At 32.8% G+C, this 13,436-nt stretch carries 11 protein-coding genes and 1 pseudogene; 5 read left to right on the top strand and 7 right to left on the bottom strand.

Features of this window, described 5'->3' with window-relative positions:
* Window positions 1-11 precede the first annotated feature (11 nt).
* Both KA883_RS00350 and KA883_RS00345 read left to right on the top strand, forming a co-directional pair.
* Window positions 12-1,163 (top strand): annotated as a pseudogene (locus KA883_RS00350) (MFS transporter).
* Window positions 1,164-1,237: 74 nt separating this feature from the next.
* Complete coding sequence (locus tag KA883_RS00345) at window positions 1,238-2,014, top strand: hypothetical protein (protein WP_046206901.1); 777 nt, start codon at window positions 1,238-1,240, stop codon at window positions 2,012-2,014.
* A 592-nt stretch (window positions 2,015-2,606) separates the two neighbouring features.
* On the opposite strand, the gene KA883_RS00340 is transcribed toward KA883_RS00345, so the two are convergent.
* The 5 genes from KA883_RS00340 to KA883_RS00320 all read right to left on the bottom strand — a co-directional run bounded on the left by KA883_RS00340 (window position 2,607) and on the right by KA883_RS00320 (window position 7,246).
* Window positions 2,607-3,926 (bottom strand): glycoside hydrolase family 5 protein, encoded by a 1,320-nt coding sequence (locus KA883_RS00340; RefSeq protein WP_046206902.1) that lies wholly within the window; start codon window positions 3,924-3,926, stop codon window positions 2,607-2,609.
* A gap of 30 nt (window positions 3,927-3,956) precedes the next feature.
* On the bottom strand, window positions 3,957-4,928 hold the full coding sequence (locus KA883_RS00335) for a chitosanase (RefSeq protein ID WP_107365523.1): 972 nt from the start codon (window positions 4,926-4,928) through the stop codon (window positions 3,957-3,959).
* Between the two features lie 566 nt (window positions 4,929-5,494).
* Window positions 5,495-5,605, bottom strand: a complete 111-nt coding sequence (locus tag KA883_RS00330; protein WP_107365522.1) for a type I toxin-antitoxin system Fst family toxin — start codon at window positions 5,603-5,605, stop codon at window positions 5,495-5,497.
* A gap of 307 nt (window positions 5,606-5,912) precedes the next feature.
* Window positions 5,913-6,278, bottom strand: coding sequence for a cupin domain-containing protein (locus tag KA883_RS00325; protein WP_046206904.1), 366 nt, complete (start codon window positions 6,276-6,278; stop codon window positions 5,913-5,915).
* A 14-nt stretch (window positions 6,279-6,292) separates the two neighbouring features.
* A complete protein-coding gene (locus KA883_RS00320) occupies window positions 6,293-7,246 on the bottom strand; it encodes an NAD(P)-dependent oxidoreductase (protein WP_046206905.1) in 954 nt (317 codons plus the stop codon).
* 277 nt (window positions 7,247-7,523) lie between these two features.
* Between KA883_RS00320 and ahlS the strand changes: the two genes are divergently transcribed.
* Together ahlS and KA883_RS00310 are read left to right on the top strand one after the other, a co-directional pair.
* Window positions 7,524-8,372 (top strand): AhlS family quorum-quenching N-acyl homoserine lactonase, encoded by an 849-nt coding sequence (ahlS, locus tag KA883_RS00315; protein WP_046206906.1) that lies wholly within the window; start codon window positions 7,524-7,526, stop codon window positions 8,370-8,372.
* Between the two features lie 15 nt (window positions 8,373-8,387).
* The gene (locus KA883_RS00310; RefSeq protein WP_046206907.1) at window positions 8,388-9,515 is read left to right on the top strand and encodes a zinc-dependent alcohol dehydrogenase family protein; all 1,128 of its coding nucleotides are present in this window, start codon (window positions 8,388-8,390) and stop codon (window positions 9,513-9,515) included.
* Between the two features lie 96 nt (window positions 9,516-9,611).
* On the opposite strand, the gene KA883_RS00305 is transcribed toward KA883_RS00310, so the two are convergent.
* Together KA883_RS00305 and KA883_RS00300 are read right to left on the bottom strand one after the other, a co-directional pair.
* A complete protein-coding gene (locus tag KA883_RS00305; RefSeq protein ID WP_210139808.1) occupies window positions 9,612-11,030 on the bottom strand; it encodes an anion permease in 1,419 nt (472 codons plus the stop codon).
* A gap of 341 nt (window positions 11,031-11,371) precedes the next feature.
* The gene (locus KA883_RS00300; RefSeq protein ID WP_046206909.1) at window positions 11,372-12,148 is read right to left on the bottom strand and encodes a 3-hydroxybutyrate dehydrogenase; all 777 of its coding nucleotides are present in this window, start codon (window positions 12,146-12,148) and stop codon (window positions 11,372-11,374) included.
* 201 nt (window positions 12,149-12,349) lie between these two features.
* On the opposite strand from KA883_RS00300, the gene KA883_RS00295 reads away from it, so the two are divergent.
* Window positions 12,350-13,309, top strand: coding sequence for a cation diffusion facilitator family transporter (locus KA883_RS00295; protein ID WP_046206910.1), 960 nt, complete (start codon window positions 12,350-12,352; stop codon window positions 13,307-13,309).
* The last annotated feature ends 127 nt before the right edge of the window (window positions 13,310-13,436 follow it).

Below are 13,436 nucleotides of genomic sequence, written 5' to 3'. Positions count from 1 at the left end.
AGGGTTAAATCATGAAGAAAATTTGGATTTTAACGTTAGGCATGTTTGCTTTAGGTATGAATACTTATATTGTGGCAGGACTATTACCTGATATGGGAAAAAGCTTTAATAAAAGCAGTGCTGAAATAGGACAAGGCGTTACTGTTTTTACATTGTTTTTTGCTTTATCTGCACCCATATTTTCAACACTATTGGCTAAGTATTCTGTTAAAAACATACTTTTAATCGCACTACTGACCTTTGGGGTAGCTAATTTAATTACGATGTTATCTTATAACTATTCAACATATATCTTATCTAGATGTGTAGCTGGATTAGGGGCAGGACTATTCTCACCTATGGCAGTTAGTTCGGGGGGGTATTTAGTAAGCCAAAAAAATAAAGGCAAAGCATTAGCTTTTATAGTTGGAGGTATGAGTGTAGGAACTGTAGTTGGCGTCCCTTTAGGGTTACAATTAGCTGATTTAATTAATTGGAGGTTTGCCATAGGGTTAATTGTAATTGTAAGTATAGTTGCGTTTATTAGTATATCTATTTTACTTCCTAATTTTAATATGCCTGCAGCACCTAACTTGAAAGATAGATTCTCACTTTTTATAGATATACATGTATTAAGGGTGGTATCTGTAACTGTATGTGCTGCAATTGCCAGCTTAGGATTATATACCTACCTCTCTCAGGTAATAAGCGCAGCTGTTTCACCACACTATATTTCACTTTTTTTAACGACTTGGGGAATAGGGGGATTATTAGGAAGTTTTGGTGTAGGTTTAGTCATGGATAAATTTAAAAACACTCAAATTTTAATGCTTATTATTTTAGTTGCTTTAAGTATAAGTATAGCGTTAATTCCTACTTTAATTAAAATACCTATTTTAGGACTTTTGCCTTTCTTACTATGGGGAGCTATGGGATGGGCGACACAAGCACCTCAACAGCATATATTATAAAAAAAGCATGCTGAACATGGAAGTGCATCTGTAGCTTTAAATAGTTCATTAAATTATTTAGGCAGTGCTATTGGTGCTGCATTAGGTGGTTTATTACTTGCGCAAGGAGGATCATTGAAGACTTTAATTTATGGTGCATTTACTGTGATTATTTTAGGAATTATTATTCAATTAATAAACATCAATATTGATAGAAAAAATGGAGAAGAATAAAATATTTCTGATATTGTTATTGAAGGGACTATTTCATATCGATGATTATACATATTAATAGAAGGAGAGTAGTTATGCATATAATTTTTGTGATAATCGTCTTATATACTTTTTTAAATACTTTTGAAAGTATTTATTTTATAAATAATGGAGAAACTTATTTCGGAGCAAATTTACTTTACACATGGTTGCTATATACATTTTGTATAGTTGTTGCTGTTGCTAACTTACTTTTTAGAAAATATATACAAAATAAGTATAGTAAAATGGTAAATGAAGATATAACTAGTACAGCCAATGAAAATGAATTTTTCTATCAATTACCTATTGTACAATTAACAGACAACATGCCAATAAGAGTTAATGGGAAATCAAATATTACTTTTCAATTATACTTTAATAACATTTTTCATAAGTTCTTATTTATATTTGACCTTTTTTCTATACCGGGTTTACTGCTAATTTCAGAAGAAAATCAAATTTGTTTGAAAAGTAGGGGATGGCTCAAATATAAATATGATATATATATTAATGAGTGTTATAAAGGTACTTTTAATGCTAAAAGTTTATTAAAGAAAGAGGGAATAAAAAAATACATCAATTTTCTCATTCAAATCGATAACAAGGAATATGAATTAACAAATGATTATTTAGACTTAACTGCGTATATAAAAGAAGAAACTATCTTATTGTCAGGAAAGAGAACATATTTCAATTTCTTTTCTAAAAATGAAAAAAACGGAAGAAGGGGTGAAAAGCATATAATTAATGTAGATCCAAATCTTAAAACAGAAAAAAAAGAATTGTTTTTAGCTCTTTACATAACTGCATTGAACATAAGGAATTTTTAACTTGAAAATTAATGTGGAGGATTTTATGGAACTATATGTAGAAATAATGCTGAAGGAAAATCATCTTTATTAATGAGTATAGCTAAGTAAATTTAGCTATGGGAAATTTTTTCTCAAAAAACAAATTAGTATATAACTGTAAGATTAAAAATAATGAAATTTTTAATGGGTTATTGGAAAAAATTGATTTCATTATGGAGAAATGAATAATCAAGAAAAATATATATTTAACAAAGTGTATTTATAGATACTTTAAAACCCTTGAAATGAGAGGTAGTATACTAGAGATAAAGCTAACATTATAAGGTAGGGTAATTTGAAAAATTATCAAAAAGATGATGACGAAACCATTTCTTTTCTATTATCTTCATCTGAAAATATCATAATGATTTTTCTTTTGTATTTTCTCTTATTACATTAAGTTATATAAACAAAGTCTATAATAGTTCACATCAGTTTATTATAAAGAATAAGTACTTCTCTTCATAAAAAACACCTCCGTATTTTTCATTTTAAATGAATTCAACGGAAGTGTTTTTATTTTATGCCAAAAAGTGGGGACACCACAATCATGATTTGGGCTCTTCATTAATTATGTTTTATGTTCATTTGCTGAATCTTTAACAGCATCATATACCTCATTTGTTTCTGCTTCTTTTTTCTTGCCAAAATCGTTGGAATTAAGATTAGTTTCAATTCCAGTGAAGTTTACTGTGCCCCAAGATGAGTCATCTTGATTCTTTCCTTCTTTATCATAATTCCAAAGCGTCCAGGACAAATTATTAGCATTCATTTTCTTAATAATATGTTTGAAGTCACTAGTATTTGGTGCGATGTGATCTCCTTCTCCTGCAAGGTGGCCATTAAATTCTCCCATATATGAAGGAACATCATAATTAGCATCTTTAATGCCTTTTATTTTATTATCAAAATTTTCTTTTATACCGTCATGAGATTTAGCTTGTTCTCCCCATGGATAATTGTGATATTCATAAACAAGATTTTTATTATTTTCACCAAAATAACTAGGGTCTTTCATATCTTGAGGGTCCCATGTTGCTTCTAGAAAAGCGATATGGTCATCGTTATTATCTCTTATAGTTTTTAATGTATCTTTATAGAATTTTTGAAGTTCATTAATCTCATCTTGATTACCTTTTGTTCCTTCTGGTCCTTTAGGTTCATTTAAAATATCGTAACCAGCTATAGCATCATTATCTTTAAATTCATTTGAAAGATGATGCCATATTTGCTTTATTTTTTCTTTAGAATGTTCATCATCCCAGAATGTTCCTTGACCGCCATGGGCATAAGTAGAATGTGCTTCACCATTTTGACCATTTGGAGTCCCATGCATATCTAAAATAACGTATAGACCATGCTTTTTAGCTTTGTCAACAAATCGTTTAATTGTATCGATACCTTCTTGTCTTATTTGTAACTTTGTAGGATCTATTTCTTTATCATCACCTACTTCCATGTTCTTGTCATAGTTAGTTACGTTAATATAATTAATAGGTAGGCGAATGGTATTAACTCCCATATCTTTAACTCGTTTGAAATCATTATCTTTCCATCTATTATCTGCATATTTTTCTAAAGCTTTATGAGCTTTATTGGCATCGCCTCCCATTTTATCCTGAGTTTGATCAAATACCTCTTGATATCCTTTATCATCACCGTTTTTCTTTACTGTATTGGCGTAACCACCTAACCAGGCTTCAGTCGTAAACACATTCCCTGCATTCACACCTTTAATTGGGTATTTGCTATTATCTTCATCTTTTTGAACTATATCTTGACCCTGTGTCTGGAGTTGACTCATATCTTCGGCATGTACTGAATCATTTGGCATACCAAATGATGTTATCGTTACAGCTGTTAATATTGAACTGAAAATTGCTTTTTTCATTGGTATATTATCCCTTTCATTTTTTACTTGTTAATCAACATTATCAAAATCTATATCGTTGTCATTTAAATCGTCAATGACTTCTTGACTTAAAATATTTTTTTCACCATTGTCATTCATTCCATTAATTTTTGGGGCAAGTGGTAAGTTTAAGTCAAAATTAGCTTTATCAATTTGTTCTTTTTGGAAATCTAAGCGATCTGTAACATCGTCATCTTCGCCATATGCATCTTTTTCAGCATTTGTAGCATCATAGTTTTTACCTACAAAATTAGAAAGATACGTTTTTTCATCCCCTCGATTTGCAGGTGTTTTAACTCCATTTTCTTGTGCGTATCTTCTTAAATCACCAAAACTAGCATCTTGTATCTCAGCGTTTTTATCTTCCCCAGGTCCATGTTTAACTAATGCATCAAAGTATATATATTGTCCTAATTGAGATAATCCATCTTGTTTTGCAGCATCAATAGCTGGTTGATAGTATTCTTCTTTAATTACTTTATTTTGTGCTTTAACAAAATTATCTTTGTCAGTATCAAATGCTTCATACCAATCCTGTTCCATGCCTTCCAAACCAGATACATTACCACTGTGATTATCTTTCTTTTCTTTTAATTGGTCTGTATACTTTGCCAAAGGATTTTTAGGATTAATTTCATTATAATATTTAACTACATCATACATATCACCAGTTGCACTAGTAAATCCAACTAGTCCAGCTGTATAGCCTCTTCCATCTTCATAGTCTCCAGTCCATGATCTATACTGTTTTGAATAATCATAGCTAGCATCCTCTGATGCACTCATTAAAGCAAATACACGCTTTCTTAAATCATAATTTTTATCCATATAATTATTGGCATTCAATTTTTGTACTTTTTGCGAAGTATGCTTTGTTAAGTTTTTTCCTTGTTGTTCCTCTGCAAGTGCTCCATTTGTCAATGGTGTTAGAGTCGATAGTGCGATAGCTCCAGATAATGCAATTTTCATAGTGCTTTTCATTTCAATACTCCTTTTCTAGTTTTAAATCGAATTCAAAAAATGGCTATAAATATTGAAAATACCAAATCAATAATATGTATGTATAAGCAAGCCTTCTTCCTCCCTCCCTCAAAAATGGTTAGCTTTACTAACAAAAAACATGGTAACTTTTCTTTCTGTTTTGTACAACTAAAGAAAGCGTTTTCCAAAGAGACTTAATAGAAATTTTATTATATATAAATTTAATTAACATTTAATACATAAATAATTAATAAAATTTTTTCGGAATATAATATTTTGTAAGTGCATACGAAAAACTTTTGTTTGGTATTTTTATCTTATTGTTATATTACATTATTGTAGTAAATTTAATAGAAATATAAAAAAGAACAACATGTCAACATATATCGCCCTAATGAGCTGTTTGAAAAACAATAACCTTTCAGTAAGTCAATGAATGATTATCAATATTTTCCACTCCTACCCACTATGGTGTTATAATGCAATTAACAAAGATGTCGTGCATGTATGCACCAAATCCCCTCACTATGCCAGTAGTGAAGGGATTTTTTGGTGTGACTAGTCGCCTATTTACTTATCGTTACGATTACGCAGCCAATACGCAGCCAATACGCAAATAAAGTAACGATACAACCACTGATGACTGTGGTCGTGATGTGAACAAAAGCTTCGAACATTGATACGCACCTCCTCCCTACGTCAATTGACGCCTGAGAGATAGGCAACTTCATTTTTATATCATTGGTTAATATGTAAGCACATCTACTTCCCACAAGTTGAATGATGCTAGTAAAGTAAGGGATAAATGAAACAACAATAGAAATATATACAAGATCAAGAAAAACATGTTAAAGAATATAAAGGTTATTAAAATTAATCCAATACCACTTAAGAGTCTAACAACTAAATCAGGCTTATAGCCCAAAAGAAAACCACCCGTGAAACAGGTGGTTTTAATTTTATAATAATTAAAATATGTCGCACTTATTGTGCACATTCATATGGGTTGAAGTCCAATGGCATTGGTGTAGCAAAACCTAACATGACAAAGTCTTCGTCACCAGTGTTGGTCATGCCGTGCGCATCTCCTGGGAATGAAACGAATATATCTCCGGCTTTAATGGGTTTTTGTTCATTATCATTTGTGAAAAATGTTCCTTCGCCTTGTAGTACAATCCAAACATCATCTGCATCTTTATGTGTGTGACAAGGTAATGATTGTCCTGGTTTAAGACACCAAACCGCACCAGCTGAATGTCGCGTTTCATAAAATATGGTTTTTTTCGCTGCATCGTCAGAAAAATGTTGTAACTCATTTATTTTAAAAAAGCGATTGGATGTTTGTGACATATTTCTCACTCCTGTCAGTTTACAATATAGTTTGGTTGTTCACCGCTCAGTTGCTTAACTACGTTAGATGCTGCAATATCAGCCATCATGTCTCTTGCTTCAAATGTTGCATTGCCAATATGTGGTGTGATAACTACGTTTTTCATTGATTTCAGTGCTTCAGTAATTTTCGGTTCAAACTCAAACACATCAAGTGCTGCACCTTCAATAATACCTTCTTCTAGGGCTTTTACTAATTCTTCTTCATAAACAATTGGACCTCTTGATGCGTTGATTAAATATGAAGTTGGTTTCATTTTTTTGATCGCATTATAGTCAATCATGTGCTTTAACTTTTCATTATATGCACAGTTTAAAGTTACAAAGTCTGAACGTTTTAAAAGTTCGTCTTGTGAAACATATTCTGCATTTAATTCAGCTTCTTTATCTTCATAACGTTTAGGACCTGAATAAAGCACATTCATATCAAAACCTTTAGCACGTCTTGCAACGGCAGTACCAATTTCACCTAATCCAATAATACCAATTGTTTTACCAGATACTTCACGTCCTCTAAAGAATAACGGTGACCAACCGTTAAATCCTTCATTACGGCAAAGTTGATCTCCTTCAGGAATACGTCTTGCAACAGCAAGTAAAATACCCATTGTTAACTCTGCAGTTGAATTGGTTGAAGCAATGGGTGTGTTTGTCACATTGATATCGTGTTCACGCGCAGCTTCTATGTCAATATTATTAAAACCAGCACCATAGTTAGCTATGATTTTTAATTTTGGTGCAGTTTCAATAACTTTTCGGCTCACGTTAGTAGATAATAAAGTGATTAATGCATCTACATCTTTAATTTTTTCTATTAATAATGTTTCGGAAATTAGCGTTTCACCAGTATACATATCTACGTCAAAATGTTGTTCAAGTTGATTAAGCCCGGCTTCTGGGATAGCACCTGCGATAAAAATCTTCTTCATAAAAGTCGTCTCCTCCTATTTTGTGAAAATATTCACATTTTTCAATTTAAGTTTAACACTATTTGGTGTTTTGGGTATGTAAAAAGTGCCAAAGTGTATTGTGTGTTTTGTGTGATATGGACAAACTGCATTTGTACGTAGAAAAGTGTCGAAAGTTGATTGAATTTCAAGTGAAAATATAATAATTCATTTTTATATAAGTGTTGAGTGCAAGTATTAGTATATTTATGGAAAACCCTTACATTTTGGTGTAATATTATACTAAGAGGTGATTGGTATGGTGAATATAAAAAAAGACCGTATGAAAATATATGTGTTGGATAATGGGCGAATGAAAATGGATAAAAATTTAATGATTGCAAATTCAAACCAGGCGACATTAGATAATCCAAATAAAGAAAATGAACTACATGAATTTCCGATTTATACCGTTTTTATAGATCATCCTGATGCTAAGATATTATTTGATACTGCTTGTAATCCGAATTCAATGGGCGAGGAAGGACGATGGATTAATGCAACACAAAAAGCGTTCCCTTATTTTTCTGATGAATCATGTCACTTACCAAATAGATTAGAGCAATTAGGTGTCGATCCTAAAGATGTGGATATAGTTGTAGCTTCCCATTTACATCTTGATCATGCTGGGTGTTTAGAGTATTTTACTAATGCGACTGTAATTGTTCACGATGATGAATTCAGTGGTGCAATGAAGTGCTATGCGCGTAATCAACAAGAAGGTGCGTACATTTGGAGTGATATCGATGCTTGGATTAAAAGTGATTTGACTTGGCAAACTATAGCGCGAGATCAAGCACATCTAAACCTTGTAGATGGTGTGAAAGTACTTAACTTTGGTAGTGGACATGCCTGGGGAATGATTGGTTTGGAAATTGAAACTGAAGAGTTAGGAACACTCATCTTAGCCTCTGATGCTATTTACACACAAGAAAGTATGGAACCTAAATTACAACCACCTGGTATTCTTTATGATTCAGTTGGTTGGGCAAATTCAGTGGAATATATTAAGCGCCTTGCTCAAGAAAAGAATGCAGAGATTTGGTTTGGCCATGATGGTAACCAATTTGAATCTTTTAGAAAGTCTACGGATGGTTATTATGAGTAAAGGATGTGTGAAGCAATGAAAACAAAAGCTGCAGTATTATATGAAATGGGTGTTGAAGGGCCATATGAAAAAAAGAAGCCTTTAAAAATAGAAACTTTAAACCTGGATGCCCCTAAACAAAATGAAGTGCTAATTAAAATTCATGCCGCGGGTTTATGTCACTCTGATTTGTCAGTGATTAATGGTAGTCGTCCAAGACCAATGCCTATGGCGCTTGGCCATGAAGCTGCAGGTGAAATTATAGAACTAGGTGAAGGTGTTAGTGATTTTGAAGTTGGAGATCACGTTGTCTGTACTTTTATCCCTAGTTGCGGTAAATGTATACCATGTCGTGAAGGAAGACCTGCATTATGTGAAAATGGTGCAGCTTCCAATGAGAAAGGTGAGATGATAGAAGGTGGGTTCCGACTATCTAAAGAAAAAGATGTCATACATCATCATTTAGGTGTTTCTGGATTTTCAGAATATGCTGTTGTCTCAGAAAATTCAATAGTAAAAATAGATCCAGAAATTCCATATGAACGGGCAGCAGTGTTTGGTTGTGCTGTCATTACAGGCATAGGTGCTGTTATAAATACAGCTCAGATTAGACCGGGGAGTAACGTAGCTGTAGTGGGTCTTGGTGGCATTGGACTCAATGCTATAATAGGTGCGAGACTGGCTGGTGCTAATGAGATTATTGCTTTAGATATTAACGAAGATAAATTTGAAATTGCTAAAACTTTAGGTGCAACAGCAGTGTTTAACTCAAGTGATGAAAATGTGATTGATGATGTTAAAGCTTGCGTAACAGGCGGTGCTGAATACGTGTTTGAAACAGCAGGTGTAGTACCTGCAATGCAAGTAGCATACGCGATAACAAAACGGGGTGGTTCAACAGTGACCACAGGTTTACCTGATCCAAAAGCAGAATTTTCATTTCCACAAGTAACGTTAGCTGCTGAAGAGAGGACGATTAAAGGTTCATATGTTGGAAGTTGTGTTCCTGATCGTGATATACCAAGATTCGTGAGTTTATATCGTCAAAACAGACTCAATGTTGATCCATTAATCAGTGATATTATCTCATTAGATCAGATAAATAAAGGGTTTGATCAATTAGCAAATGGCGATGCCGGTAGAATTATTATCAAAATGTCTTAATTAATAATTCAAAATATATAAAACAAAGGTTAAGTTGCGCGTAAAATCAACAAACAACTTAACCTTTTTATAATAGAAAAACGTTGTGAGTTCATATTACATGATACCAATCATTTTCATCCAAATTGATCCTATGCCAATCCAAACGATAAAGTAAACAATACCGAGAATAAAATTCGTTGTCCACCAACGTTTTTGGCTTATATAATCAGCAGAAAATAGTATCGGTGCAGGACCGCTACTATAATGTGTTGTTGAAGCTAATAGGTTACCGAAGAAACCTAATATTAAAGCGCTGAATAATGGCGGTGCACCAGCGGCGACAGCGACTCCTAATAGTGCAGCATACATCGCACTAACATGTGCCGTTGCGCTTGCAAAAAGATAGTGTGAATAAAAATAGAAAACAATTAATAATATGAGCACGATTGGCCAACTAAAATTACCTAAGCTGGATGCAATTAACTTACTTAACCAAGGGATAAAGCCCAGTTTATTAAGTTGATCAGCCATTAATACAAGCACTGAAAACCAAATTAATGTGTTCCAGGCGCCAGTTTCATTTAAAATATCTTTCCAATTTAAAACGCCTGTAATGAGTAAGAGTGAAAGTGCAATAAATGCTGTTAATGTAGCATCTATTTGAATGACACTTCCAGTAATCCATAAAGCGAGTGCTATGATAAAAATAGCAATCATAAATTTTTCTGGAATGGATATTTTACCCATTTTCATTAATTCTTTATGTGCCCAGTTTTTAGCATTTGGCGTTTTTTTAATACTGGGTGGATATATTTTATAAATAATGAACGGTACTATGATCAAAGAAATCAAGCCTGGCACAAGTGCAGCTAAGAACCAGTTCATCCATGTTATATGTACATTCGCAGTGCTTTCTGCAAGGTTTTGTGCGAGCGGATTACCAGCCATCGCAGTTAAAAACATTGCAGCAGTAATTAAATTACCTTGAAATTCAGTGAAAATTAGAAAAGCACCCATTTTTCTTTCTGTACCTTTTTTTGGGTCTGAGCCAAATGATTCAGATAAAGATTTAATAATTGGGAACATAATACCACCTGCACGTGCAGTATTACTAGGTGTTGCCGGTGCTAATATAAGATCTACGCCTACGAGTGAGTACGCGAGTCCCAAGGTCTTTTTACCAAAAAGATTAACGAATTGTAATGCGATACGTCGTCCTAAGCCTGTCTTCACAAAGCCTCTTGAAATAAAAAAAGCTATGACAATGAGCCAAATACTATTATTGCCAAAACCTTGTACGGCATTTTTTATATCAGAGACGCCTGTAATTACCATGACAGTAAAACCTAGTATAGATACAGCTCCAATAGGCATTGGTTGTGTGATACAAGCAATGATCGTTGCCACAAAAATAGCAAACATATACCAAGCTTGTATACTAAGTGAATCTGGTTTGAAAGGGGTGAGCAGCCAAATAAGTATACCAATCACTAAAGGTAAAATGAATTTACGGTACTTTATTGAGTTTTGCATACTACAATTTCCTTCTTTCTATACAGGTTACCTACTACAGTTATCAATTTATACTTATAAAAAAGAGATGTAAAGAAAAAAGGTTATAGACAATTAAATACTGAATGATTCATTTTGTGAATCAAATTATTCGAAGTTTTGAGGTATATTAGAAAAACTAGAAATCAGTTTATGTACTTATACGAAAATTGATCATGGAAACATAGCTAATATGGGTTTTACACACTCGGGAAGTCTTCGGTTTGTCTGCGCGTACTGTGCGTTCATGCTCATATATATTATAAAAAGACGATTGCTTTACAAATTTTAAATAAAGCAATCGTCTTTGTAATTGTTAAAAATTATTGTGCTGTATAGCCGCCGTCAATTACGATTGCTTGTCCAGTGACACTTTGAGCTTTATCGCTAGCAATGAATACAGCATAATCAGCAACTTCTTGAATATTTACAAGTTGTTTTTGTGGAATTAATGGGAATAGTACGTCTTCTAATACTTGTTCAACACTCACATTTCTTGTTTTGGCAAGGTCATTCATTTGGCCTCGAACGAGTGGTGTATCAATGTATCCAGGACAGATCGCATTGACTGTCACACCATCTTCGGCTGCCTCTAAAGCTGTAACTTTTGTTAGACCGATGATTCCGTGTTTGGCACTGTTATAAGCAGATTTGCCAGAAAATCCTACAAGTCCGTTGATAGAAGACATGTTTAAAATTCGTCCGTATTGTTGTTGCTTCATTAGCGGAAGTACATGCTTTGTCATAATAAAAGTACCAACTAGCATAATATCTATCATTTGTTTGAATTTATCAGTTGGAAAATCTTCAATATTTGCCACGTTTTGAAGGCCTGCGTTGTTAATTAAAATATCAATTTGTCCATACTGTTTTACGGTTTTATCCACTAATACTTCTACATCTTTTTCATTAGAAACATCCGCAGTAACACCAATACAATCAAAGCCATTTGATTTAAATGATTCAACTGTACGATTTAATGCATCTTGATTAATATCGGTAAATACAACTTTTGCACCTTCATTTAAAAACACCTGAGCAATTTCCAACCCAATGCCACTCGCTGCACCTGAAATAATTGCGATTTTGTCTTTTAACATATGTTTGCCTCCCTTTTTATATCATATTTAGCTTACATTTGTTCAATGGATTAGTAAAATAAAGGATTTAATTGTACTATATATGCTCTTTTTGTGGGAGTTCGATTATAGAAAGACAAACAATTCAATAATATTTATATTTTAATATAAAATAATAGTATAATTCATTTTAGAAAGAAGGTATAATTTAGTGTAGTTAAAATGAATAGGAGGCTAAAGTTATTGAGTAGGAGAGAATATTTTCATCACGTTGATCATCGGAAAAAGCAACAAAACTCTAAATTAACACTGTGGATAACATTTATTATTACACTGATATTTACCATAGTAGAGTTTGTCGGTGCCATACTTTCAAATTCTTTAGCATTGTTATCTGATTCGTTTCATATGTTAAGTGATGTTATCGCGTTAAGTTTGTCTATGGTTGCGATATATTTTGCAACGAAAAAGCCTACGTCACGTTTTACATTTGGTTATCTGAGATTAGAAATATTAGCTGCTTTTTTAAATGGTTTAGCATTAATGATTATTTCATTATGGATACTGTATGAAGCAGTTAAGCGAATGATTTATCAACAACCAATTGAAAGTGGTGTTATGGTTATCATAGCCACGATTGGTTTATTCGTTAATATCGTTTTGACAATCGTGCTTGTACGTTCTTTAAAACAGGAAGACAATATCAATGTTCAAAGCGCATTATGGCACTTCATGGGGGATTTATTAAACTCAATCGGTGTTATTGTTGCTGTCGTGTTAATCCACATAACAGGATGGCAGATGATAGATCCAATCATCAGTATCATCATTTCCTTAATTATATTACGTGGTGGATGGAAAATTGCTAAAAATGCTTGGTTTGTATTGATGGAAGCTGTGCCTGAAAAGTTCGATATTGATAAATTAATTGCTGATATGAAAAGTATAAAAGGGATTGATGATGTTCATGAATTTCATTTGTGGAGTATAACCACGGAACACTTTTCTTTAAGTGCCCATGTTGTACTAAGTGCTCCGTCTGAGGATGAATCATTTAATGTCATAAATAATGTTTCTAAATTATTGGAAAATAAATACAATATCAAGCACACAACGTTACAAATTGAAAACCTTAGCATCAATAGTCATTCTAAGACATATTATGAAAATTTGAAATCATAACTATTCAGTGTTTGTAGAAATTTAATTTGTTGAATGTTTGATTATATAGACAGAGAGAAATATAAAATTTAAACAAACTTTCATTATCGAGATAGAGAAAAACACCATCCTTTTTATAAAATATGAT

The sequence above is a fragment of the Staphylococcus sp. GDY8P54P genome (genome assembly GCF_017892645.1).
GTDB lineage: Bacteria > Bacillota > Bacilli > Staphylococcales > Staphylococcaceae > Staphylococcus > Staphylococcus ureilyticus.
Note: the sequence above shows the minus strand (reverse complement) of the source record. Positions and strands in the feature narration are given on the sequence as shown.

Coding starts and splice junctions, on each gene's coding strand:
- KA883_RS00345 (WP_046206901.1), top strand. CDS start 1,238: ATGCATATAATTTTTGTGATAATCGTCTTATATACTTTTTTAAATACT.
- KA883_RS00340 (WP_046206902.1), bottom strand. CDS start 3,926: ATGAAAAAAGCAATTTTCAGTTCAATATTAACAGCTGTAACGATAACA.
- KA883_RS00325 (WP_046206904.1), bottom strand. CDS start 6,278: ATGTCACAAACATCCAATCGCTTTTTTAAAATAAATGAGTTACAACAT.
- ahlS (WP_046206906.1), top strand. CDS start 7,524: ATGGTGAATATAAAAAAAGACCGTATGAAAATATATGTGTTGGATAAT.
- KA883_RS00320 (WP_046206905.1), bottom strand. CDS start 7,246: ATGAAGAAGATTTTTATCGCAGGTGCTATCCCAGAAGCCGGGCTTAAT.
- KA883_RS00295 (WP_046206910.1), top strand. CDS start 12,350: ATGAATAGGAGGCTAAAGTTATTGAGTAGGAGAGAATATTTTCATCAC.
- KA883_RS00300 (WP_046206909.1), bottom strand. CDS start 12,148: ATGTTAAAAGACAAAATCGCAATTATTTCAGGTGCAGCGAGTGGCATT.
- KA883_RS00310 (WP_046206907.1), top strand. CDS start 8,388: ATGAAAACAAAAGCTGCAGTATTATATGAAATGGGTGTTGAAGGGCCA.
- KA883_RS00335 (WP_107365523.1), bottom strand. CDS start 4,928: ATGAAAAGCACTATGAAAATTGCATTATCTGGAGCTATCGCACTATCG.
- KA883_RS00305 (WP_210139808.1), bottom strand. CDS start 11,030: ATGCAAAACTCAATAAAGTACCGTAAATTCATTTTACCTTTAGTGATT.
- KA883_RS00330 (WP_107365522.1), bottom strand. CDS start 5,605: ATGTTCGAAGCTTTTGTTCACATCACGACCACAGTCATCAGTGGTTGT.